The organism is Arthrobacter sp. MSA 4-2 (assembly GCF_016405885.1).
In the GTDB taxonomy this organism is placed as follows: Bacteria; Actinomycetota; Actinomycetes; order Actinomycetales; family Micrococcaceae; genus Arthrobacter_D.
Genome location: NZ_JAEKGC010000006.1, coordinates 57,278 through 81,837 on the forward strand (window position 1 = coordinate 57,278; position 24,560 = coordinate 81,837).

General features: G+C 66.1%; 15 protein-coding genes. 6 read left to right on the forward strand and 9 right to left on the reverse strand.

The window, feature by feature from the left end:
- Positions 1–7: 7 nt before the first annotated feature.
- Entirely contained in the window at positions 8–865 is an 858-nt protein-coding gene (locus I6N91_RS08215; protein ID WP_198812098.1) for a type II secretion system F family protein, read from the reverse strand.
- Positions 862–2,088, reverse strand: coding sequence for a CpaF family protein (locus I6N91_RS08220; RefSeq protein ID WP_198812099.1), 1,227 nt, complete (start codon positions 2,086–2,088; stop codon positions 862–864). Before I6N91_RS08220 ends, I6N91_RS08215 begins: the two co-directional genes overlap by 4 nt.
- A gap of 336 nt (positions 2,089–2,424) precedes the next feature.
- Between I6N91_RS08220 and I6N91_RS08225 the strand changes: the two genes are divergently transcribed.
- The 4 genes from I6N91_RS08225 to I6N91_RS08240 all read left to right on the forward strand — a co-directional run bounded on the left by I6N91_RS08225 (position 2,425) and on the right by I6N91_RS08240 (position 13,672).
- Positions 2,425–5,511 carry a hypothetical protein gene (locus I6N91_RS08225; RefSeq protein ID WP_198812100.1) on the forward strand — a complete coding sequence of 1,029 codons (3,087 nt, stop codon included), beginning with the start codon at positions 2,425–2,427 and terminating at the stop codon, positions 5,509–5,511.
- Positions 5,512–5,941: 430 nt separating this feature from the next.
- Positions 5,942–8,821: an FG-GAP-like repeat-containing protein gene (locus I6N91_RS08230; RefSeq protein WP_198812101.1), complete on the forward strand. Its 2,880-nt coding sequence runs from the start codon at positions 5,942–5,944 to the stop codon at positions 8,819–8,821.
- A gap of 99 nt (positions 8,822–8,920) precedes the next feature.
- Positions 8,921–11,815 (forward strand): GH25 family lysozyme, encoded by a 2,895-nt coding sequence (locus I6N91_RS08235; RefSeq protein WP_198812102.1) that lies wholly within the window; start codon positions 8,921–8,923, stop codon positions 11,813–11,815.
- Positions 11,816–11,884: 69 nt separating this feature from the next.
- Entirely contained in the window at positions 11,885–13,672 is a 1,788-nt protein-coding gene (locus I6N91_RS08240) for an ABC transporter ATP-binding protein (protein ID WP_198812103.1), read from the forward strand.
- Between the two features lie 137 nt (positions 13,673–13,809).
- On the opposite strand, the gene I6N91_RS08245 is transcribed toward I6N91_RS08240, so the two are convergent.
- Genes I6N91_RS08245 through I6N91_RS08255 form a run of 3 tightly spaced genes read right to left on the reverse strand, consistent with a single transcriptional unit; the run spans position 13,810 to position 15,879 of the window.
- Positions 13,810–14,844, reverse strand: coding sequence for a glycosyltransferase family 4 protein (locus tag I6N91_RS08245; RefSeq protein ID WP_198812104.1), 1,035 nt, complete (start codon positions 14,842–14,844; stop codon positions 13,810–13,812).
- Positions 14,831–15,208, reverse strand: coding sequence for a DUF2304 domain-containing protein (locus I6N91_RS08250; RefSeq protein WP_198812105.1), 378 nt, complete (start codon positions 15,206–15,208; stop codon positions 14,831–14,833). Before I6N91_RS08250 ends, I6N91_RS08245 begins: the two co-directional genes overlap by 14 nt.
- Positions 15,209–15,213: 5 nt before the next feature.
- Complete coding sequence (locus I6N91_RS08255; RefSeq protein ID WP_198812106.1) at positions 15,214–15,879, reverse strand: glycosyltransferase family 2 protein; 666 nt, start codon at positions 15,877–15,879, stop codon at positions 15,214–15,216.
- Between the two features lie 427 nt (positions 15,880–16,306).
- Between I6N91_RS08255 and I6N91_RS08260 the strand changes: the two genes are divergently transcribed.
- A complete protein-coding gene (locus I6N91_RS08260; protein WP_198812107.1) occupies positions 16,307–18,268 on the forward strand; it encodes a DUF6541 family protein in 1,962 nt (653 codons plus the stop codon).
- Positions 18,269–18,382: 114 nt separating this feature from the next.
- Here I6N91_RS08260 and I6N91_RS08265 read toward each other — a convergent pair whose 3' ends face one another.
- The 4 genes from I6N91_RS08265 to glf are packed head-to-tail and all read right to left on the reverse strand — an operon-like array spanning position 18,383 to position 23,222.
- A complete protein-coding gene (locus tag I6N91_RS08265; protein WP_198812108.1) occupies positions 18,383–19,111 on the reverse strand; it encodes an ABC transporter ATP-binding protein in 729 nt (242 codons plus the stop codon).
- A 3-nt stretch (positions 19,112–19,114) separates the two neighbouring features.
- Positions 19,115–20,014 (reverse strand): ABC transporter permease, encoded by a 900-nt coding sequence (locus I6N91_RS08270; RefSeq protein ID WP_307843284.1) that lies wholly within the window; start codon positions 20,012–20,014, stop codon positions 19,115–19,117.
- Positions 20,011–22,038, reverse strand: a complete 2,028-nt coding sequence (locus I6N91_RS08275; protein ID WP_307843285.1) for a glycosyltransferase — start codon at positions 22,036–22,038, stop codon at positions 20,011–20,013. The genes I6N91_RS08270 and I6N91_RS08275 overlap by 4 nt, the downstream gene beginning before the upstream one ends.
- Positions 22,035–23,222 carry a UDP-galactopyranose mutase gene (gene glf, locus I6N91_RS08280; RefSeq protein ID WP_198812109.1) on the reverse strand — a complete coding sequence of 396 codons (1,188 nt, stop codon included), beginning with the start codon at positions 23,220–23,222 and terminating at the stop codon, positions 22,035–22,037. Before glf ends, I6N91_RS08275 begins: the two co-directional genes overlap by 4 nt.
- A 161-nt stretch (positions 23,223–23,383) precedes the next feature.
- On the opposite strand from glf, the gene I6N91_RS08285 reads away from it, so the two are divergent.
- Positions 23,384–24,559 carry a glycosyltransferase gene (locus tag I6N91_RS08285; protein ID WP_198812110.1) on the forward strand — a complete coding sequence of 392 codons (1,176 nt, stop codon included), beginning with the start codon at positions 23,384–23,386 and terminating at the stop codon, positions 24,557–24,559.
- Position 24,560: the final 1 nt, after the last annotated feature.

Genomic DNA, 24,560 nt, shown 5'->3' on the forward strand with positions numbered 1-24,560 from the left:
TGCCCGGTCACCGGAGCACCCTCTCGTCCTCGGGCAGTGCGCCGATACGCAGCATCATGCGGTAGCAGACGATCGACACCACTAGGCCTCCGGCCAGGACCAGAGCGCCGGCACCGGAGTTGTAGGCGCGGACGGCTTCAGGCCGGGTCGCCAACAGGAGCAGCACGAACCACGGTGCAGCCACGGCGAGCCGGGCCGCGTTGACCGTCCAGGACTGGCGCGCCTCGAGTTCATTGCGGGTGCGGGCGCTGTCGCGGAGGAACTCCGAGAGGGTGCCCAGCAGCCGGCCGAGGTCCGACCCTCCCACCTCGCGGGTCATCCGCAGGGCCTCGACGATGCGGTCGGCCACCGGGTCGGCGAGCCGATCCTTGAGCCTGCTCAACGAGTCATCGAACTGCCCACCCGCCCGGTAATCCGCCGCGAACTCCCGAAACGCGCCGCGCAGTTCGGCCGGCCCTTTGTCGGCGAGCTGCATCAGCGCCTCGGGCAGCGAGAGACCGGCACGGATTGCGGAGCGCAGGTGATCGACGACGTCGGGCCAGAGCTCCCGCAGTGACGCCGTCCGCTTCGCCGCCCGCCACCGCACCAGGGCATAGGGGGCCGAGGCACCGAATAAGGCGAAACAGACAGCGATGGGCATCGAGCGGACCAGGACAACGGCAGTCAGAAGGACGAGGAACCCAGTGACGGCGCAGGCGCCCAGCAGCCCCCGCACCGACACCGAGCCGACCCCGGCCCGCACGAGCAGCTCCCGCAACCGTGGGGTCCGCCGCGGGTGGGCGGAACTCCGGGGAGGCGGGCCCCAGCACGCCCACCAGATCAGGAAGAGCCCGGTCCCGAGCATCACGCCCAGGAGCGCGCTCACCGGCCCTCCTCAAGGAGCGCCGCGATATCGACGCCGGCCGCGGCAAACTTCTCCTCCGCGGGCATGGCGGTGGCGCAGACCCGCAGGGCACCCTCCACCCACCGAAAGACGGGCGAGGACTCGATGACGCCGTTCTCCACCCGGGCGCCCACGGCCATGATCTCCGTGACCCGCCGCTGGCCGTCGCCGGCTCGTGCGCAGTGCACCACGAGGTCGAGGCAGGATGCGACGGTGGGCACCACGAACTCACTCGTTATGTTTTTGCCCGCCAGCAGCGGCAGGGTGCAGATCTTGGTCAACGCGTCACGGGCGCTGTTCGCATGCACGCTGCACATCCCGGGTAGGCCGCTGTTCAATGCGATGAGCATGTCCAGGCTCTCCGCCTCCCGGACCTCCCCGACGATGAGCCGGTCCGGGCGCATCCGCAGGGCTTCCTTCACCAGGTGCCGGAGCGGGATCTCCCCGGTGCCTTCGAGGTTCGGCTGCCGGCACTGAAGCCCGACGACGTCCCGCAGCGGCAGCTTCAGCTCGAAGATCTCTTCCACCGTAATCACGCGCTCACGCGGCGGAATCGAGGCGCCCAGGCAATTGAGCAGCGTGGTCTTCCCCGCCTGGGTGGCGCCGGAGACGAGGATGTTCAGCCCGGCCCCGACGGCGGCCCCGAGGAACCGGGCCGCCTGCGGCGTCAGCGTACCCAGCCCAATGAGGTGCTCCAGTCGGGTGGCCCGGGCGATGAACCGGCGGATATTGACCGCCCAATGGCTGCGGGTGACATCCGGGATCACCACATGCAGCCTCGAGCCGTCGGGCAGGGAGGCATCGACGAAGGGCGAGGAAAGATCAAGGCGCCGCCCCGAGGACTTCAGCATCCGCTCCACGAGGTCCCGGACCTGCTGGGCGGTCAGGGTCAATGAGGTGAGCTCGGACTCCCCGCCGCGGGCGACATAGATCTCCGAGGGAGCGTTGATCCACAGCTCCTCGACCGTTGGATCATCAAGGAAGGGCTGCAGCACCCCGAACCCGGCGACGGCGTCATACACCTGTCGGCGCGCGTTCTCGAGGTGGCCCAGCGGGGGCAGGGAGCCCAAAATGGCCCGCTCGTCGTAGTCATTGACCGCGTCCTCGACCAGACGCAGGATCTCCGGGGCCTGCTCCGCGGGGTCAAGGCCCCGGCGGCGAATCAGCTCGCGCACTTCCTCCTCGACCATGCGCACAGCGTCCATTCGAACCCCCGACCTAGGACTTCCATAAGAAGCACCCCCAGCCGGCGCACCATCAGCCTAAGGAGTGGCACGCGGCAGGACCAGTGCCGATTCGGCAATGTGGACAAATTTCTTCCGACGCTCCACGGCGGCCCTCCCAAGAGGAGCAAGGAAAAACGCTCTCCCGCGGTCGTCAATATGGGTTACTCTCTGAGGACCCGACGCGTTAAGTGCCTGCGGCAAGCAACCGATTGCTCCATCGATGCCTGTCCAAGCGACTGCAAAAGTGCGTCCAACAGCACCTCCCGTGCTGTGGTCGGGCAGGAAACGGTCTCGGAGCATCTAGTTGGGGAACTAATGAATTCAGCACCGTGGGCACCTGTGCCCGGATCCCGCACGCCCGCATCGCGCCAGCCAGCCTGGGGGAATCCTAACCAGCTCGTAGCCCACGGCAGAGCGCTGGTCGTACTGCTCACCGCTGCGGCCCTCCTCGGCGGATCCTTGACGCCGGCCAATGCCCAGGAAGTGCCCCCGGCCCCGGAAACCGGAAGCGAGATGCCCACCCCGGATCCCTCCCCGTCATCCGAGCCCCCGGAGCCGGATCCCTCGCCATCGGCCGAGCCCAGCCCGGAGCCGTCGCCGTCGGAGGAACCATCGGAGGAGCCGTCACCGTCGACCACCATCGACGAGGCAATTGACCGGTTCAACTCGGCCAGGAGTGAGCTGGGGTTCGCACCGGTCGAGCTGAGCGACGAAGCGGGAGTTTTCCTCGAAGCCGTCCACGGCTTGACCGACGAGGAAAGGGCCCCGGAAATAGCGGCCTTCGCACTCGACCACACGCTGACTCCCGTGCCGTTGTCCTACCTCGAGCAGGAAGGGTCTGCTCCGGCTCCGGCGCCGGAACTCCTGGACAGCTACTTCGCGTCCCTCCTTGAGCCACCCCTTTCCGATGACTCCGGCTGGGAAGACGCCATGGAGGACGCGACAGCCGTGGGCTGGTTCTCGAAAGAAGATGTCGACACGGATGGCCCCACCACGCAGAGCAGCGGGTTCAGCCTTTTCGGCAAGCCGACACCGACCTTCTCCGAAGCACCGCAGCTCAGCGGGTTGAGTCAGGTCGGCCGCACGGTCACCTTCGAGCCTTCCGGCTACACGGCCGGAGCGGCCTTGTCGCTGCAGTGGTTCCGCGACTCGGACCCGATCGACGGCGCCACGAACCCGGACTACACGCTGCAGCTCGAAGATCTCGGCCGCGAGATCTCGGTGCGGGCGACGCTGTCCAGGGAGGGCTGGATCGACGGCGTCTCGGTCCACCCGCTGGCCGAAGTGGTGGAGCCGGGAGGCCTTGTGGCACCGACCGTCACCATCTCCGGCATGCCTCAAGTGGGGGCTAGACTCATGGCCGTCCTTGGCGACTCGGGGCCGGTGCCCGCCACCATCGCCTATGAATGGCGGCGCGGCAGCACTGTGATCCCCGGCGCCGATGGCGCCTCGTATGCTCCCACGGCGGAGGACGTCGGCCACCAGATCAGCGTCACCGTCACTGCCTCGGCGCCCGGCTACACCCCGGCCACGGCGACATCCGAGCCCACCGAGCCGGTGAGCGGACTGCTCACCGCCCCGGTGCCCGTCATCACGGGCGCCGCCGTCGTCGGGTCGAAACTGGTTGCCTCCCCCGGCACCTGGGCGCCGGGGCCGGTAACCCTGACCTACGCCTGGTACGCGCACGACGCCCCGATCCCGGGCGCCTCCTCAAGCACTTACATGCCCTCCCCCGACGACGCCGGCAAGCGCCTCACGGTCCGGGTGACTGGCCAGAAGCCCGGCTATGTGACTCGCACCCGCACCTCCGAGGAAACCGCCGCCGTCCTGCCGGCTCTGGTTTCCCCGGTGCCAAAAATCACCGGCGCGGTGACTGTCGGGTCGAAGCTGACCGCCTCCCCCGGCACATGGGGACCGGCGCCGGTGGCCCTCACCTACGCCTGGTACGCCAACGGCGTCCGGCTCACCGGCGCGACCTCGGCGTCCTACACCCCCACCTCCGGCGTGGTGGGTAAGCGAATTGCGGTTCACGTGACCGGGTCCAAGACCGGATACGCCCGCGCGGTCAAAGTATCGGCGTCCACTGTGCCCGTGGCTCCGGTCGAAGACATCCCGCCGACGCCCACCGAAGCGGGATCACGCAGCGGCTGGAACTCCATCGCGAGGGACATGTTCCACCGGATGGAGAGCGACCCGGACGGGCAGGAGGATTATGCCTCCTGGACCTACGCGTATCAGGCCCGGATGGCAGCGGAATACCGCGGGTGGCAGCACCCGACGACCCAGCAGTACCTCGCAAAGGTCTACAGCCTGAACAAGGCCGACGGAGGATACGGCATGGGGAAGTCCTGGGACGCCTTCGGGGACGGGTCGGTCAACCCCGCCTCCACGACGTACACCGTCTCGACGGCGGATCATGTCGGGGAGGTCCTGCTCGCGGGGCACCTCGCCGGCGCCGTACCCAAGGAAGAGCTGGTCGCGGTGGTGGATTCCCTCCTCAGTACGCCGATCGACGACACGCCCAACGGACGATGCATGGCCTATTCCAAGAGCCCCTCGGACCGTCCCTCAACAGCCGGATGCGTCGTGAACGTCTCCCTCGGGGCCGCGGCGTTCCTCAACAAGGTCGCGGATTCGGGCGTCCTGGACGACGACCCGCCCAGGCTGGCGCACACCTACCGGGTGGTATCCCAGTTGAAGTGGCTGGGCATCAACACCTACAACGAAACCCTCGGAGGCTGGGCCTACCTTTACCTTCCCTCCGGCAAGCCACCCTTCGGCCGGCTCCCGGTCCAGGACGCGAACCACAATGCGTACACCTTCGAGTCGGCCATCACCCTGTACGGCAGGCAATGGCTCAATGACGGAATGGCACGCTGGCTCGCAAAGCCGCCCCCGTTTCCCGCATTCTTCGACCTCACCGGCCGGGTGAGGCAGCAGTCCCTGACACCGTCGGTCCATGCGCAGAACGCGCTCAAGGACGCCGCGTTCGTCAGCGGGAATGTCACCCTGAGGACGCAGTACGCGCAGTTGGGCATGTGGTCGATGCGGTTGGCGAAGAGTGCAACACTGCATTCGATGCAATGGCGCCCGACCGCCTCAATCGGCAGCATCGGCGTCTTCAACAGCAAAGGGACCCGCCTCACAACCACCGTGCGCAAAGGATCGACGGTCTACCTGCGCTCGACTGTCCTTTCCGGGACCGCTGTTCCAATCGTGAATCAGACGGTGAAACTGTCGATCGACGGCTCGTACAGCAGCAGAAAGACGACGGGCCACCAGGGGAACATCGCATTCACTGCCACTGTCACCCGAAACTCCTGCTATTCCTTGACCGTGAGTAAGGAGTACACCGCATCGAAGACTCCCGTCACCAAGACCATATGTTTTCGGGTCACCTGACGGGCGGGCTCCGGGAGGTCAAGAAAAGCTAAACTTTTTCTCTAAAGGGGTTGACAATGCCCGACACGCCCCATTCATCACACCAAAATGCCGTAATTAGCAAATAAGATTGGCTTTCACACAAGAAACAATAGTCACAGGTGTAACGTCGTTGTAGTCTTCATGGGACCGCTCGCCCTGGCCTTTTGGTCTGGACTCTGGAGAACCCGTGACTTTTGCCTCCCTCAATAGAATCTTGTGCTCCACGGCCCTTTCGATGGCAATCTGCATTGGCGCAGCTCCGCTGACGGCCACAGCACAGACTCAACCCGCTCCCGTGGCGACTCCTGCCACGGAGGAGCAGATCGCACCGGGCGTTGCTCCGGACCCTGCAGGTGAGGCTCCGACCGGACCTCCGTCGCCCGCGGCCACGCAGGATCCCGCGGTTCCCTTGGCACCGGCATCCGAGACCCCGGCTCCCGCAGACCCGCAGCCGACCGCGGAAACCACCGCACCTTCAGAGGATGAAGTCACGTCATTCGTCCCCGACCTCGACTGGAACCCCCTGCTCGAGCCCGGGGCGAATCCCCGGCTTGGAGAAAACCATCCCGAGCCGCACGAGGCTGCCCAGGAGCACGGGCAGGAGGAAGGAAAGCTCGGGGCCGCCGCCTTCGGACCCCGCTACGGAAACTTCAAAGTGAAGCTCGTAACGGTGAAGCTAGCGGACAAGACCCTGGCGGATGTAAACGCAATCAACCTCGACGCCGCGCGGGCTTCAATCGCCGCTGCGGATTCATACTGGCGGTCGGCGTCCATGGGCCGGTTGTCCATCACCACCGTTTCCGAAGTGAGGGGATTCGCTTCGAAGGCCAGGCACACCGATTCCTACGACCAGATCATGGCCACCGTAACGAGGGAGCTCAACTGGCAGTACAACCCCTATGAAGCGCTGGTCCTCTTCATTCCGCACCGGGACCTGAATTCATATGGAAACTGGGGAATCCTGGGCGGCGGATTCACCGACAGCGCGACAAGCGGCCGCGTCATCATGCCCTACCCCTCGGCAACGACGAAGAACGTGGTTTCCCACGAATTCGGCCACGTGCTCGGCCTACATCACTCGAATTCCCTGAACTGCACCAACGGGCGGGTCGACGTCGCTCGAATTGCGGGAGCGACGTGGGGCGATACTGCGTGCAGGTCCTGGGAATACGGCGACACCCTCGACATCATGGGCTTCGCCCAGCTGCATACCCCAATGATCAACTCGTTCATGTACGAATTCGGCGGCTTTGGCCGCGGAGATGAAATAAGGAATGCCGGCATCGCGAGCGGGTCGAAACAGTACACCCTGAAGCCGTGGGCCGGGGGCGAAGCGCAACGGGCGGTCAAATTCACCGATCCAGGCAGCGGCGAGGTCTACTACATCGAACTGCGCCTGCCCGTCGGCCGGGACGCCAACAGCGCCATCGGCGGCAACCGCGGAGTCAAGATCATTAAGAAGGACCACCTTGGGTGGAACGGCAATGCCTCGGTGGTGCTGACCCCCAACAGCAGGTGGGTCGGCTACTACAACGAAAACCACGCGTGGCAGGCCGGGTCCGTCTTCACGACGCACCGGGGCACCCGCGTGCACATCAATTCGATCGGAGCGACCAGCGCCTCCATCACCATCACCGCGCTGACTTCCACGGTGGCTCCTGCTCCTGCGCCGGTGGTGCTGGATAAAACCCTGGCGGCGGTCAATGCCGGGGATTTCAACCGTAACGGCACCCATGACCTGGTCTCCCGGCGCCCGGATGGGACCCTGTGGTTCCATGACGGCACCGGCACCGGTTCGTTCCGGGCCCCGGTGAAGATCGGCTCGGGGTGGGGCATCTACAGCCAGCTCATCGGCGGCCAGGACTTCAACGCGGACGGACGCCCTGACCTGGTCGGACGCAAGACCGACGGCACGCTGTGGTTCTACGCCGGCACCGGGGTGGTCACGGCCACCGCCGAGGGCTATCGGGGCCCGGTCAAGAGCGGTGTGGGGTGGAACGCCTTTGACATCATGGTCTCCCCCGGGGACTTCACCGGGGACCGCCGCCCCGACCTGATCGCCCGCAAACCCGACGGCACCCTCTGGCTCTACCGGGGCACCGGCATCAGCCCGGACATCGTGAACGGGGCGGTGCGCATCGGCACCGGCGGCTGGACGGGCTTCAACCTGCTCTCCGGCGCCGGGGACTACACCGGCGACGGACGCGCGGACCTGCTCGCCCGCAAACCCGACGGCGCCCTCTGGCTCTACCAGGGCACCGGAAACGTCAGCGCCACCAGCACCGGATACCTGCCCGGACGGGCCATCGCCACCGGCTGGGCCGGCTACTCCGACATCGTCGGAGCCAGCGACTTCAACCGCGACGGCAAGACCGACCTCGTGGGCTTCAGGGCCGACATGAGCCTGTGGTTCTTCGCCGGCACCGCCATGAAGGACAACGGCTACCGCCCCGGCACCCGGATCGGCTCCACCGGCTGGCAGAACTACAACACCATCGTGGGTCCCGGAGACTTCAACGCCAACGGCACCAAGGACCTCATCGCCCGCCGCAAGGACGGAACCCTGTGGTTCTACAACGGCACCGGCAGGGGCGCCTACGGCACGCCCATCCGGATCGGCAGCGCCGGCTGGAACACCTTCACCGACATCCTGGCCCCCGGAGACCTCAACGGCGACCGCCGCCCCGACCTGCTGGCCCGCCACCAGGACGGCTCGCTCTGGTTCTACGCCGGCACCGGAACCGTCAACACCACCAGCGAAGGCTACAAACCGGGCCAGAAAATCGGCCAGGGCGGATGGCAGGCCTTCTCCCAGCTGATGGCCCCCGGGGACTACAACAGCGACGGCAGGCCCGACCTGCTCGGACGCAAAACCGACGGGACCCTCTGGTTCTGGGCCGGCACCGGCACCATCAGCGCCACCAGCGAAGGCTACGGCAGCGCGGTCCAGATCGGACGCGGCGGCTGGCAGGGCTTCAACCACGTCATCACCCCCGGAGACTTCACCGGCGACAAACGCAACGACCTGCTCGCCCGCAAACCCGACGGCACCCTCTGGCTCTACGCCGGCACCGGAGCCGCCTCACCCACCCAGGAAGGCTACAAACCCGCCGTCCCGATCGGCACCGGCTGGAACAACGCCACCACCATCACCGGTCCCGGCGACTTCAACGGCGACACCAAGGCCGACCTCCTGACCACCCGCGCCGACGGCTCCCTCTGGTTCTACGCCGGCACCCACGGAACCAACGCCGGCTACAACCCCGCAAAACCCGCCGGAAAACTCTAACCCCACCCCCCACATACCCTCGACCGGCCCTGGGTCCTCCTCCACCTGGCGCAGACCACGGGTCCCGGTCGAGGACCTGCGCAACCTGGAGAATGCCCTGTGAAACTGAACCGTCCGGCCAGCGTGCTGGCCGCCTCCCTCCTCACCGCAGCACTGGTGGGAGGGACGACCCCCGCACTGGGCCTCGTCCTTCCCGAGGCGGAACCACAGGCGACGACATCTCCCGAACCGGCACCGGCCGACGGCACAGCGCCGGCGGCGCCCGCGGTCCCGCAGGAAAGCTCCACCACACCCGCTCCCTCTTCCCCGTCCGAAGGCCCAACCGCTCCCACCCAGCCTGCGCCTCAGACGCCGGGCCCCGACGAAACCTCCGGCGGGACTGACGGAGCGCCCACCGACGCCGCGGAAATGTCCCCCGAGGAACTGGCCCGGAACGCGTCCGCCCTTGCGGACCTCATCGGCCCCCTTGGAGCAAGTCTGGGCCAGGGAGTCGAACGCATCGCAGAGACCGGAGACCCCCAGGTACCCACCGACGAGGAGCTCACCCAGATTGCACAGGAGGAGCGGTCGACCTCCGGTAATGAGGCCACGCCGGGCGCGGTCCAGGCCGTTCCCGAAGCCGACCAGGCGGGGGCCATGAACCGGTCCACGGACACCGACTTCCCGATGGCAAGGACCGCCTTCCAGCCCCTGGTGAACTACTGGAAACCCGCAGGAATCCTCGGGGTGGATGTGAGCAGCCACCAGGGCAACGTCGACTGGGCGGCCGCCTGGCGTCAGGGCTCCCGGTTCGCCTACACGAAGGCGACCGAGGCACTCGTCTACAAGAACCCCTATTTCGCCTCCCAGTACAAAGGGGCGGAAGTGTCGGGGATGGACCGGGGTGCCTACCACTTCGCCATTCCGAACGTCTCGAGCGGTGCCGCGCAGGCTGATTACTTCATCCGCAACGGTGGAGGATGGTCCGCGGACGGAAAAACCCTGCCTCCGCTCCTGGATGTCGAGTACAACCCGTACCCGGAGCTCGGCAACACCTGCTACAACATGAGTCCGGCCCAGATGGTCAACTGGATCCGTGACTTCTCGAACACGATGTTGAGCCGTACCGGGCGCCTGCCGATGATCTACACCACCGCCGACTGGTGGAACCGCTGCACCGGATACAGCACCGCCTTTGCCAACCACCCCCTCCATGTCGCCTCCTACAACAACTGCTGCACCGGTCCCCTTCCGGCCGGGTGGCGGGTGGAGAGCCTGTGGCAGTACACCAGCGACGGACCAGTTGTCGGCGACTGGAACCGGTGGAACGGGACGGCGGCAGCCTTCGACCGGTTCGTCCGGGGCGGCTATACCGCCCCTGCTCCTGCTCCTGCGCCGGTGGTGCTGGATAAAACCCTGGCGGCGGTCAATGCCGGGGATTTCAACCGTAACGGCACCCATGACCTGGTCTCCCGGCGCCCGGATGGGACCCTGTGGTTCCATGACGGCACCGGCACCGGTTCGTTCCGGGCCCCGGTGAAGATCGGCTCGGGGTGGGGCATCTACAGCCAGCTCATCGGCGGCCAGGACTTCAACGCGGACGGACGCCCTGACCTGGTCGGACGCAAGACCGACGGCACGCTGTGGTTCTACGCCGGCACCGGGGTGGTCACGGCCACCGCCGAGGGCTATCGGGGCCCGGTCAAGAGCGGTGTGGGGTGGAACGCCTTTGACATCATGGTCTCCCCCGGGGACTTCACCGGGGACCGCCGCCCCGACCTGATCGCCCGCAAACCCGACGGCACCCTCTGGCTCTACCGGGGCACCGGCATCAGCCCGGACATCGTGAACGGGGCGGTGCGCATCGGCACCGGCGGCTGGACGGGCTTCAACCTGCTCTCCGGCGCCGGGGACTACACCGGCGACGGACGCGCGGACCTGCTCGCCCGCAAACCCGACGGCGCCCTCTGGCTCTACCAGGGCACCGGAAACGTCAGCGCCACCAGCACCGGATACCTGCCCGGACGGGCCATCGCCACCGGCTGGGCCGGCTACTCCGACATCGTCGGAGCCAGCGACTTCAACCGCGACGGCAAGACCGACCTCGTGGGCTTCAGGGCCGACATGAGCCTGTGGTTCTTCGCCGGCACCGCCATGAAGGACAACGGCTACCGCCCCGGCACCCGGATCGGCTCCACCGGCTGGCAGAACTACAACACCATCGTGGGTCCCGGAGACTTCAACGCCAACGGCACCAAGGACCTCATCGCCCGCCGCAAGGACGGAACCCTGTGGTTCTACAACGGCACCGGCAGGGGCGCCTACGGCACGCCCATCCGGATCGGCAGCGCCGGCTGGAACACCTTCACCGACATCCTGGCCCCCGGAGACCTCAACGGCGACCGCCGCCCCGACCTGCTGGCCCGCCACCAGGACGGCTCGCTCTGGTTCTACGCCGGCACCGGAACCGTCAACACCACCAGCGAAGGCTACAAACCGGGCCAGAAAATCGGCCAGGGCGGATGGCAGGCCTTCTCCCAGCTGATGGCCCCCGGGGACTACAACAGCGACGGCAGGCCCGACCTGCTCGGACGCAAAACCGACGGGACCCTCTGGTTCTGGGCCGGCACCGGCACCATCAGCGCCACCAGCGAAGGCTACGGCAGCGCGGTCCAGATCGGACGCGGCGGCTGGCAGGGCTTCAACCACGTCATCACCCCCGGAGACTTCACCGGCGACAAACGCAACGACCTGCTCGCCCGCAAACCCGACGGCACCCTCTGGCTCTACGCCGGCACCGGAGCCGCCTCACCCACCCAGGAAGGCTACAAACCCGCCGTCCCGATCGGCACCGGCTGGAACAACGCCACCACCATCACCGGTCCCGGCGACTTCAACGGCGACACCAAGGCCGACCTCCTGACCACCCGCGCCGACGGCTCCCTCTGGTTCTACGCCGGCACCCACGGAACCAACGCCGGCTACAACCCCGCAAAACCCGCCGGAAAACTCTAAACCCACCCCCCACCGGTCCCCTGCTCCCCCGAAAGGACGATCGCTGCTTCGAGTATTGTGAGATGCAGAATGAATAATCTCCTCAAAACCCTCCGGCCACTCCTCGCTACGCTGCCCCCGGGGAGCCGCCGGTTCCTCATTGGCTACGGCATAGCTACGGCCTGCCTCTCACTGCTGGACATCATCTCCCTGGGACTCATCGCCGTCCTGCTCCCGTCCCTCGTGAGCGGGGCGGACGTACAGCTGCCGTTCCTCGGGAACGTGAGTGAGCAGAGCCAGCTGCTCACGCTCCTGGGAATCGCCTGCGCGCTGGTCGTTGCCAAGGGTGTCTTCGCAGTGATGATCCTTCGGTCGGCGACGGCGCGGTTCGCCAAGCATGAAGTCGCCATTGGTGACCGGCTCCTGGCCTCCTACCTCTCGTCGCCGTGGGAGCAGCGCCTTCAGAAGAACTCGAGCGAGCTGGTCCGGTCCGTCGACGTCGGCGTCGGCCTGTCGGTCTCGGGGGTGCTGATTCCCTCCATGACACTGTTCGGCGAGCTCGGGACCCTCCTCGCCGTCGGAGTGGTGCTGGTGGTGGCACAACCGCTCATCGCCGTCGTCAGCATCCTCTACCTCGGGCTCGTCGCCCTGCTGCTCGCCCGGGTCATCTCCCCGCTTTCGGTCCGGATGGGCCAGGAGAACCTCAAGTGGTCGGCCAAGACGGTGAAGATCCTCACCGAAGCACTCGCGGCGCTGAAGGAGATCACCCTCGCCGACCGGGCCTCCGAAGTGCGCGCCCAGGTCCACGAAACCCGTAGCCACAGCTCGGTGGCCCGGGCGAACTCGGTCTTCCTGGCCCAGGTTCCCCGCTACGTGCTTGAATCCGCACTGATTGTCGGTTTCCTCCTGGTTGGAGGGGTCGGTTTTGCCACGGGCGGCGCCGAGGGTGCCGTCAGCGCTATCGGCCTGTTCGCCGTCGCCGGTTTCAGGCTTGTCCCGTCGCTGACCCGGCTGCAGGCGGTCCAGTCACAGGTGAACTCAAATTCGGCCTTTGCGCAGCAGGTCGCCACAGACATCCGTGAAAGCGAGCAGCTGCTCGCGGAAAGCGCACAGGAGAATCCGCAGCAGGACCTCAATGGGGAACGCGTCGACATCGTGCTGCGCGATGTCAGTTTCACCTACCCCGGCGCGGCCCAGCCCGCCCTGCGCGGCGTCAACGCGACCATCCCCGCAGGCAGCCACGTCGCCTTTGTCGGCTCGTCCGGTGCGGGCAAGTCGACCATCATCGATATCCTCCTCGGCCTCCTCCGTCCCACCTCCGGTCACGTGGAAGTGGACTCGGAGCGCATGGACCGGGTCCTGACCTCGTGGCGGAAACGGATCGGATATGTTCCCCAGGACGTCTCCCTGTTCGACGCATCGGTCGGCCAGAACGTCGCCCTGTCCTGGGACCCGGCGAACGTCGATCACGCCAAGGTTGAGGCGGCCCTGCGGCGGGCCCAGATGTACGACGTGGTGATGAACCGGGAGGGCGGACGGGACGCCCTGATCGCCGAGCGCGGGCTCGCCCTCTCCGGCGGACAGCGCCAACGGCTGGGCATCGCCAGGGCGCTCTACAACGAACCCGACGTGCTCGTGATGGATGAGGCAACCAGCGCCCTCGATACGGCAACGGAGTCCGCGGTGACCACCGCGATCCGGGAGCTCCACGGCGAAGTCACCGTCATCACGGTCGCCCACCGGCTTTCGACGATCCGCTCGGCGGACATCGTCTTCTTCATGCAGGATGGGCGGATCGTCGCGCAGGGCACCTTTGACGAGGTCGTGGCCGCGGTTCCGGACTTCGCACGTCAGGCGCAGCTCGCGGGTTTGAGCTAGGGGCCGGGACCGCGCCCGCTCCCCTGCGGGCCTGCCCGCCTGCGCTTCCGCCTGCGGAATCCGCCGGGGGGACCGTCCGGGGCGCGGGCGTGCTCGACAGGGCCTAAACGCGGCGTCCCCGGACGCGGTTGGAGCCGCTACAGGGAGGCGGCAGCGTAGATCTCGCGAAGACGCTTCACGGCCGCTGCCGGGTCGTGGTGCTCGGCTATCCACTTCCGGCCCCCGGCTCCGCGCCGGCGCAGGGTTTCCTCATCCGCCAGATCCGCGGCGATGAGCTTTGCCATGGCCGCCGGCGAATCCACGTCCTCGTGGCCCACCGGGATGTCCTCCGGATAGAAGCCCGGCGTCAACGAAATGTAGAGCGGCACTCCCAGGGCCATCGCCTCCAGCTCGCTCGCTGCAAGGATGCCGGCGGCCTGCCCGACCGCGGCAGTGGATGCGTTCACGAAGTCGAGGTAGTCGCGGTGGCTCATCCTGGGAACAAGGTGGACCCCGGCCTTTTCCGCGTCGGCGGCCATCGGACCCCAGTCGAGTCCGTAGACATCGAACGCGCCGCCGCTTACCTGCACGAGCTGACGCGCAGTCTCCAGCTGGCCCGCCGCGTTCTTCGAGTCGTCCCAGCGGGAGACAAAAAACACCCGCGGCCTGCCCTGCGGGCGGGGAACCGGCGAAGGCAGCTTGGAAAGGTCGATCGAGACCGGCAGGTACTCGGCATCGGGCCGGTGCGGCAGGATGTGCTCGCGCAGGTCTGGGGTTGTGTACATCACCGCGGCCGCGTTGCGTACGCCCCGGAGAATTGTCTCCCTCCACCGCTCGTCGTACTGGAGGGTGCGGATGTCGGTGCCGTGCAGCGTGAGCACGTACTTCTTCGGGACGAACCTGGAGTGTTGGGTGACGCCGCCGGAGTGGATGTGAAGCAGGTCGGAGGAAACGGCCCGGCGCGCGAGGCCGAGGAGCCACGCCCCGCCCTGGGCTGCATACCGGGCTCGGCCCTTGACCCCCGTCAGCGGGTAGTCGGCGACGGCCCGCGGGTAGAAGCTCCAGGGCAGTTCCTGTTCGGAGGCCTTCGCGAGGATGCGCTCGGCGTAGAAGGCGCAGTCGTTGACGTGGACGACCTTCACCGCGGACAGATCCTGCCCCGCCGCCGGCTCCACCGGCTTAGTACCGTCCACTCGGGGCATCCTTTTCGTCATTCTTCTCCCAAGGCCGCTCGGCCTCGTCCAGCGCGATGCGCCGCGAGAGCTTCGTCAGGGTGGTCTCCATGGAACGGAAGCGCTGGTGCGTCGTCGACATGTACACCAGGAAGGAGACGATCAGTGCGTAGAGCACCAGGTCCGTGCCGCGGCCTACCCCGACGATCCGTGCGAACTGCGTGAGGATCGTGGGGAAGAAGATGGACAGCACTGCGGCGACCGCGAAGAGGAGGATCATGATCCGGCGGATGGCCATGTGCTTGGCGTTTGAACCCCCGCGGATGAGCACGAGGGAGAAGCCCACGACGACGAGAACCAGGACAAGCTGAACCACAATTAGCATTTGAATTACCTAAAGAGCAGGTCCGCCACAATATTGACGGAGTTGAGGAGGGATTGCCCCTTGGATTTTGAATAGTCCGTGTAAATAATTTCGACAGGGTGCTCGGTCCACCGTGGGCGCATCGCGGAAATCATTTGAACCAATTCGGAGGCGTGCGCCATGCGGTTCTGGGTGATGTGGATGTTCTGGGCCACGCCGCGGTTGAAGGCCCGCAGACCGTTGTGCGCATCCGTGAGGGGCATACCCGTGCTCCACCGCGTTTGAAGCGCCGCTGTCCGAAGCACCAGCCTCTTCAGCGCCCCGATCTGGGTGCGGCCATCAAGGAACCGGGATCCCAGAACGACGTCGGCTTCTCCGCTTTCGATGCGCTGCACCATGTCGGCGGCGTCGGAGACCCGATGCTGGCCGTCGGCGTCGAAGGTCACGACGCTCGTCATATCCGGATCCTGGAGGGCATACTCCAGGCCGGTCTGCAGGGCGGCCCCCTGTCCCAGGTTTACCGGGTGGTTCACCACGACGGCTCCGGCGGCCCGGGCGGCGTCGGCCGAGGCATCGGTGCTGCCGTCGTTCACGCAGACGACGTGCGGGAACACCGGAAGCAGATCTTCGATTACTGAGCCGATGATGGAGGCCTCGTTGAACAGCGGGATCACAATCCAGGTACGACTCACAAGCCCAGTATCGCATAAGGGCTCCGCGGAGACACATCGACAGCCGGCCGGAGGGTCGGCCGCGAAGTGCGGCCAAGAAGGCGGAATTCATTGTCGAATTCGTCCTCGTTGACCATTGGACGGTGGCCGCCCGGGAATTGTGCATTTCCATTTTTGGGCCCGCCGGCTCCGGATCGGCGCACAGCATGGGTGGCTCACAAGGGCCGGGGAAATAACCCCGACGGCATCCGGAACTGAACCGTCCGGGCCGCGCGGCGGGCGCCCTCCACCACCACCCACCGGCCAGGGCTCGGGGAAAGATCGGAGGCTCCTAGCGGGTCCGCGGTACCTGCCCGTGATACCGTCGACAGGTTCGCCGGAGCCCGGCGAACCATCTTTCTCTGCCCGCGCAGATCAGCGCGGCCGCACCTTAGCCGCAGGAGTGTAAATGTCCTGGTGGGACTCCCTCCCGACCATCGCCGCAGCGATCGCTCTGCTTACCTTGCCGGGCCTGGCGCTGTCAGCGGCGCTCAACGTGCGCGGTCCGCTGTCGATCGGTCTTGCACCGGCCTTCTCGGTGGCCCTGTCCGGAGTGTCCGCCGTGGTGCTGTCGTTGCTTGGCATCGGCTGGTCGCTGGGCAGCTTCCTTGTGGCCTGCCTGGTTTTCCTGGCCGCGGCAGTTCTCGTGAAGCGCTTTGTGTTCCAGTCCGGGTGGGCTGAATTCTCCTTCCGGATCGACCGGGCCACGGCGCTCGGGGGGGCGGTCGGGTTGGTCCTGGGCGGCATCGCCGCCTCGTACAACCTGGTCCGGGTCTTCGACCACCCAGACAATATTGCCCAGCGCTATGACAATGTGTACCACCTGAACGCCGTGCGATGGGTGCTCGAGCAGGGGGACGCGTCGACGCTGACGCTCGGCCGGATGCTCAACCCGACAGCGGAAATCGCCATCTATCCGGCCGCGTGGCATGGCTTTGCCGCCCTCGTCGCCGACGTTGCGGGGCAGCCCGTGCCTGTCGCTGCCAATGGTCTCAACCTGGTCGTGGCTTCGGTGCTGTGGCCCATCGGCGTCATGCTGTTGGCCCGGGTGGTTTTCGGTCCTCGGATGGCGCTGATTGCGATCGCAGGCCTGTTCTCGGCGGGATTCCCCGCCTTCCCGCTGGGACTCATCGACTTTGGTCCGCTCTATCCCAACCTCCTCTCCTACTCGGTGCTGCCGGCCGCGCTTGCCCTGGCGATGATGGTGCTGAGGATCCGCCCCCGCTCGGGCACGCAGTATGGCGTGGTTGTACTGGCCTTCCTTGCCTCCCTAGCGGCGCTGGCGCTCGCCCAGCCGAATGGCTTCACTGCGTTGTTGGCGCTGACCCTGCCGATCGCCGTCTTCGCCTGGTGGAGGTGGACGGCAGCCCGGATCACGCGGCGCAGCGTCCGCGGGGCCCTTCTGCCCCTCTTCATCGCCGCCGGCTTCATAGCCGCGTTCGTGTACGTCTGGCAGGCGCTGCTCATCGGCTACAACACCTGGCTTCCTTTCACCCGGTATGCGAGTGCCATCGGACAGGCCGTCACGAGCGCTCCCCACAACCGGAGCATTCCGATCGTCATCGCGGTCTGCACCGTAGCCGGGTTGGCGCGCCTCAGCAGAAGACGGTCCCTGTTCTGGCTGCTGGCGGTCTATGCGGTGGCTGTGGCGCTCTACGTCGTCTCCGCCGCGGAGCCCCGGGGCCCCCTGCGGATCCTGGCCACCGGCAGCTGGTACCAGGACCCGCAGCGCCTCGCCGCGCTTCTTCCGCTTCCCACCGTGCTGGTGGCGGCATTCGGCGCAAGCTGGATCCTCGCCTGGCTGTGGAGGAGCCTCCTGTGGTTCCCGCGGACGCCGTCCGCCGCCCAGAAGGTGGTGGTGGGCGCTGTGGTTGCGGTGGTGGCGGTCCTGGGAGGACTGCAGAGCCAGCGCGGCGCGATCGACGAGTTCGTGCTTGAAGCCCGAAGCCACCACACCTTCGAGGGAAACCCCACCATCCTGTCACTCGATGAACTGGCGCTGCTCGAACGGGTTGACGAAACGGTCCCTGAGGACGCCGTCATCGCCGTCAATCCGTGGAACGGCGGATCCCTTGCCTACGCGATCAGCGGCCGCAGTGTGACCCAGTACCATATGAGCCCCGGCGCGCTGCGCCCGGACCTCGCCGTCCTGGCGGAGGAACTCGACGACGCGGCAGCCGGCACGGAGGCCTGCACCATTGCCCGTGAGGAACGCGTGGAGTACGTGCTGGACTTCGGCGACTTCTACCTCCTCGACCGAGAAGAGGCCTATCTCTACCCCGCCTTCGACGACGCGGCCGGCGCCGCCAACCTCGAACTCGTCGACAGCGAGGGCGACGCCCGGCTATACCGGGTGGCGAACTGCTCCTAGCCCGTGCGGTGCCGCCGCCCGGTCCCCGATCGCATCGGGCGTGGAAACAAAGAATGCGGAGGCCGCAGCGGCCTCCGCATTCTTTGTTTCCGGGGTGGAACGCCGGCGTGAATTTCAGCTGGCGCGGATGTGGGCGATCGCGTCTCCCACTTCGCCGTCCATGACAACCCGGCCGCGCTCGAGGACGATCCCGCGGTCGCAGACCTTGCTCACCATGTCGAGATCGTGGCTGACCACGACGAGCGTCTTCCCGGCCTCGTTCAGCTCCTTGATCTTCGCCAGGCACTTCTTCTGGAACGGCTCATCGCCCACCGCGAGGATCTCGTCGATGAGGAAGATGTCCGGGTTGGTGTGCACGGCCACGGCGAATGCCAGGCGCAGGTACATGCCCGAGGAGTAGAAGCGGACCTCGGTGTCGATGAACTCGCCGATCTCCGAGAACTCGACAATCGAATCGAACTGTTCCCGGATCTCTTTTTCGCTCATCCCGAGGATCGAGCCGTTGAGAAAGACGTTGTCCCTCCCGCTCAGATCCGGGTGGAACCCGGCGCCCACCTCAATGAGGCCGGCCACCCTGCCCCGGGTTCGAACGCTGCCGGAATCGGGCAGCATGACGCCCGAGATGTGCTTGAGCAGGGTTGATTTGCCCGAGCCGTTGAAGCCGAGGAGGGCGACGGTCTCGCCCTCCTCCACAGTGAAGGAAACCCCTTCGAGGGCGGAGAACTTCTTATAGAGATCGCCCCGCCTGCCCTTGAGCAGCCACAGGAAGGTCTCCTTCATGGAGCGCGTATGGCGCAGCACGAACCGTTTCTCGATGCTCTTGATGTCGATCGATATGGGCATTGTCTACAACTCCTGGGCGAAGCGGCCCTCGAGCCGGCGGAAAAGAAGCTGCCCGAGGACGAGCGTGACGATGGAGAGCGCCAGGGCGATCGGGACCCAGAGCGACAGGAAGGAGGGCGGCAGCGCCTGCGTCTGGTCGGCGGTCGGCATCCAGAACGCGTAGTGGAAGGTCTCTACTCCGACGGTCAGCGGATTGAGCAGATAGATGTTCAGGGCGGTCTGACCCAGCTGGTCCCGCACCGTGGTCCAGGCGTAGAGCACCGGCGATGCCCAGGTCGCCACCATCAGCAGCAGGTCCACGAGGTTCTCGGCGTCCCGAAAATAGACGTTGACGGCACCGAAGATCAGGCCGAGACCCGTGGCCATCAGCGCCACAATGATAAACCCGACCACGGCGGCTGCAAGCTGCAGGACGGACGGCGTCCACCCGGCGAACAGGCACGCCACGATCAGGATGATGATCTGCGGGAGGAAATGGATGGCGGACACCCAGATGGCGGACACCGGGAACAGCTCGCGCGGCAGGTAGATCTTCTTGATCAGTCCGCCGTTGAGAACGATCGACCTCGACGCATTGCCAAGTGCTTCCGAGAAGAAGTTGACGAGCACGATCCCGGAAAAGAGGTAGATGGCGTAGTTCGGCAGCCCTCCGGGGTTGCGTGCGCTCTGCTCGAGGCCGAGGAAGATGCCCAGCGCGATGTAGAAGACGATGAACTGCACGCCCGGTTTGACGTAGGACCACAGCAGACCGATGACGGAGCCGCGGTAGCGGACCTTGATCTCCTTATCGACGAGCAGCTTCAGGAGGAACCTGCTGCTGATGACGTCCCGGAGTCCGGCACCGTGCCCGGGCGAGACCAGGCCGACGGTGCCGTCATCCGGCGTAGAGACTTTCGTCTTCACTCTTTGGTCCCTCCGGCGGGGTTGTCCGGTCCGTTGACGGCGAAGGTCTGCTTCCAGGCCTCCTGCGAGGTGAACTGGGGCAGCGCCTTCTGGTACTGCTCGGCCAGCTCGCTCCAGTTGAGGAGCAGACGACGGTGCAGGTCGGCACTCCTCAGTGCCAGCTCCCGTACCTTCTCGGCGTCGCGCTTGTGCCAGGACGCCCCGGTGCCGTCGGAGGACGTGACCAGCGCAGAGTCCAGCTGGGCGAGCCGCCACCACCGCGCATCCATGGCCGCGACATGCTCCTCGGGGTTGCGCACCGCGCTCTCCGCGACGGGCTTCAGCTGGTGCACGGCGCTCGCAAGCAGCTTCACCACGGCCGCGGGCCGGGTGCGGGCCGGCGTCGCGCCCTTGCCCTTCCGAGGTGGCTTGCTGCGCTTCACGGGCGGGAAGTCGACCAGGTCCTTCGACACGCGGGCATCGTCGAACTGCGCACGGGTGGCGCGGACCTCACCCAATTTCGTCCCGATGGTGCGGTGGAGGTGGTCCGGCCCCTCGAGGACGTCGGCCAGGGCCTGGAGCCGCAGCTCCACCGCCGAGTACTGCATGGACAGCAGGTGGCGCACGTCCACGGCGAAGCTTTCCTTCGGCATGCGCCCGCCCCGCTTGTACGGCGAATAGATCATGGTGGCCACCCACCGGTTGCGCTGGTGGTAGTAGGCCTGCCAGTCGATCGTGTCGTCCTTCTCGGTCCACGGCATGTGCCACACGGCCGCGCCCGGAAGCGTCACCGTCGTGAACCCGTGGGACTTGGCCCGGATGCCGTATTCCACGTCGTCCCACTTGATGAAGACGGGCAGCGCCAGGCCGATTTCCTTAATGATCCGGGTGGGGATGAGGCACATCCACCAGCCGTTGTAATCGACGTCGATCCGCCGGTGCATCCACGGCGTGGTCCGGAGGTTGCTTGAGGCGAAGTCATGGGCCTCCCGGGTGTTTGCAGTGCCGCCGTAGGTGAAGCGGTACTGTTGCACGGCCTCGCCGAAGTTGTGCATCACCGAGCGCTCGAACAGGTTGAACATGTGCCCGCCCACGATGGTGGGGTTGCGGGTGAAGTCGGCAAACTGGACTGCGCGGAGAATACCCTCGGTCTCCATCTCGACGTCGTCGTCGAGCAGCATGACGTAGCGGCTGCGGCCGTCCTCGACGGTCTCCAGCATGCCCCGCGCGAATCCGCCGGATCCACCGAGGTTTGCCTGCTCCACGATCGCCAGCCGGTCACCCAGCGCGGACGTCGCCTCGTCGATCCCGGGCTCATCCCGGACCTTCTGGGTGCCCTGATCGGTGACGATGACCCGGTCCAGGACGTCGAGCAGTTCGGTTGAGGCCCCGAGGATTCCAAGGTTGCGGACGCAGTAGTCGGGCCGGTTGAAGGTGGTCACGGCGATCGAGAGCGTCCCCGCTTCGAACCCGTCCGGCTCGGGAACGCTCCACTCCGCCTTGGTCAGACGGACGGCGCTGCCGTGGGCCGCGAGGTCGAACCAGTACCAGCCACCGTCACCGAAGTTGGTGATGGGAAGATCGACGACCACCGGGGTGGATCCGGTGCCGTCGGCGCGCATGCTGCTCACCCGGTTCGCAGCGCCGCGGGAACTCGACCGGTAGACCACGACCGTTGCCTCGCCGGTCAGCTCGATGGTCAGGCGGACCGTCCGGACCGCCGTGTGTGCCTGCCAGTAGCTCGCCGGGAAGGCGTTGAAGTAGGTGCCGAGCGAGACCCTCTCATGGGCCGGGAGGGACAGACTGCGCCGGTCGAGCACGTAGTCGGGGTGGACCTCGGCCCCGGTGGCAATGGCCCCGGTCCCCGAGGCGGCACCGGACGGGGAATCCGCTTCCACGACCCGCTGGGAGTTGTTGAAGTCGACATAGAGCGGCATGGTGTCGATGTCGGCGGCTTCGGGGAACACCACCCGGTGGACCGTTTTCCACTTCATGTCCTGCGCGCTGCGGGTCTTCTTGGTGTCAGCCTTTACCGTCGTGCTCACGCGTCCACTCCTCCACTTTCAAGCCGGGCGCCGCCACTGAAGTGCGGCTTGATCTTGTTGTCGTACATCGCGAGGGCGGAGCCGATGGCCATGTGCATATCAAGGTACTTATAGGTGCCGAGGCGTCCACCGAACAGCACGGACTCTTCGCCGCGGGCCAGGTCTCGGTAGGCGAGGAGCTTGGCGCGGTCGTCGGCGGTGTTCACCGGGTAGTACGGTTCGTCGCCTTTCTCCGCGAAACGGGAGAATTCGCGCATGATGACGGTCGCGTCCTTCGTGTAATCCCGCTCGGGGTGGAAGTGCCGGAACTCGTGGATGCGCGTGTAGGGCGCGTCTTCGTCGGGGTAGTTCATGACGGCGCAGCCCTGGAAGTCCTCCATCGGCAGGACTTCCTCCTCAAGGTCGATGGTCCGCCAGGACAGGTTCCCCTCGGCGTAGTCGAAGTAGCGGTCCACGGGGCCGGTGTAAACGACCGGGACCTGGCCGAGCGTGGACGTGCGCGAAAAGGCGTGACCGTCGTCGAAAAAGTCGGTGTTGAGGTGCACCTCGATGTTGGGGTGGGCCGCCATGCGTTCGATCCACGCCGTGTAGCCGTCGGTCGGCAGGCCCTCGTACTTGTCATTGAAGTACCGGTTGTCGTAGGTGTACCGGACGGGAAGCCGCGAAATGATGTCGGCCGGGAGATCCTTGGGATCGGTCTGCCACTGCTTCCCGGTGTAGTGCTTGATGAACGCCTCGTACAGCGGCCGTCCGATCAGCTGGACGCCCTTGTCGTTGAGGTTCTGCGGATCGGTTCCGGCCAGCTCCCCCGCGTGCTCCTGGATGAGCGCGCGCGCCGCCGTGGGTCCAAGCGAAGAGCGGAAGAACTGGTTGATGGTGCCCAGGTTGATGGGCATCGGGTAGACCTCGCCCTTGTGGCTTGAGTACACCTTGTGCTGGTAGCTCGTGAACGAGGTGAATCGGTTGACATACTCCCAAACCCGCTCGTTGGAGGTGTGGAAGAGGTGCGCCCCATAGCGGTGCACTTCGATACCCGTGGACGCCTCATTCTCACTGTAGGCATTGCCGCCCACATGATGACGGCGATCGATTACAGCTACTTTGAGCCCCAGCTCTGTGGCCGCTCGCTCCGCAATGGTTAGGCCGAAAAAACCAGATCCCACGATGACGAGATCAACGCTCACAAAAACTCCTGCTTCGGTTGGCCAGACAGAGAACGTCCCTACCTGCGGGGTCAAGGTTACCCGACCTCGGTCTGAGAGCAGCCACGCAGCGCGGCACGGGCGAGGATGCGCAGGCGGCGTCACGCGCCATCGGCCCGTCCGACTACACCTAGAGTTGCAGTATGCGACCGAAAATACTTTGCATTTCCTTTTCCGACATCCGCGCTGATGCGCGCGTGCTCCGTCAGCTGGAGGTTCTCGCCGAGTTTGGGGACGTCACAACACTGAGTTATGGCGTGAAGCCCGATGCCGCCTCGGATCATCTGGAGATCGATGCGAGCCTTCCCTCACTCCCACAGACCCCTGTCGGAGTTGCTCTTCTGGCGCTGCGCCTCCACCGCCGGGCGGAACTCATCGCGCCGGCGGTGCAGCGTGCCTTCCAGCTCAATGCCGGCCGCACCTACGACCTGGTCGTCGCGAACGAAGCCCGCGCACTCCCCCTTGCACACCGCATCGCCAACGGTGCGCCGGTGTGGGGGGACATGCATGAGTGGGCGCCCGAAGAACGCGCCCACGTCCGGTCGTGGAAATTGCTCGTCAAACCGTTCATGACCGATGTCTGCGCCCGCTATCTTCCCAAAACGCAGGCGGTGACCGTGGTTAATGACTCGATTGCAGCCCTCTATGAGAGGGCCTTCGGCTGCGCCACGGAGACAGTGAGGAACGCCAGGCCCTTCGTGGATCTCGAACCGGTGCCGGTCGATGCAGCCACCATCCGGTTGGTGCACAGTGGGGCGGCTGTTCCCGGCAGGAACCTCGAGGGAATGATTGAAGCCGCTGCGGGACTTGGTCCGCAGTACAGTCTCGACTTCTACCTTGTTCCGGCCAGGGACGGCGGGAAGTACCGCCGTTACCTTGAGGAGCTCGCGGCCGGCGCGGCCCAGGTCACTTTCCACGACCCGGTCAAGCCGGAGGAGCTACCGGCCGTACTGAACCGGTACGACGTGGGAATCTTCTCCCTGCCTCCCCAGACGAAGAACCATGAACTCATGCTCCCCAATAAGTTCTTCGACTTTGTCCAGGCCCGGCTGGCGATCGTCTTCAGTCCGTCGCCCGAAACCTCACGCCTGATTCGGGAGAGCGACCTTGGTGCCATCACAGAAGATCATTCACCGGCCGCTCTGATCCGCAGTATTCAAGGGATGACCCGGGATAACATCGCGCGGTACAAGGACAATGCGCACCGGGCCGCCCGGCAGCTCAGTTCCGAATCGGACGAATCCACGGAACGCTCGATCCTGCGCAGGCTGCTCAGCCTGAACCCCTCGACGGCCTCCGGCTCAATCCCCGAACGATAGG

Coding starts and splice junctions, on each gene's coding strand:
- I6N91_RS08220 (WP_198812099.1), bottom strand. CDS start 2,088: ATGGACGCTGTGCGCATGGTCGAGGAGGAAGTGCGCGAGCTGATTCGC.
- I6N91_RS08225 (WP_198812100.1), top strand. CDS start 2,425: ATGAATTCAGCACCGTGGGCACCTGTGCCCGGATCCCGCACGCCCGCA.
- I6N91_RS08240 (WP_198812103.1), top strand. CDS start 11,885: ATGAATAATCTCCTCAAAACCCTCCGGCCACTCCTCGCTACGCTGCCC.
- I6N91_RS08250 (WP_198812105.1), bottom strand. CDS start 15,208: ATGCTAATTGTGGTTCAGCTTGTCCTGGTTCTCGTCGTCGTGGGCTTC.
- I6N91_RS08260 (WP_198812107.1), top strand. CDS start 16,307: ATGTCCTGGTGGGACTCCCTCCCGACCATCGCCGCAGCGATCGCTCTG.
- I6N91_RS08265 (WP_198812108.1), bottom strand. CDS start 19,111: ATGCCCATATCGATCGACATCAAGAGCATCGAGAAACGGTTCGTGCTG.
- I6N91_RS08285 (WP_198812110.1), top strand. CDS start 23,384: ATGCGACCGAAAATACTTTGCATTTCCTTTTCCGACATCCGCGCTGAT.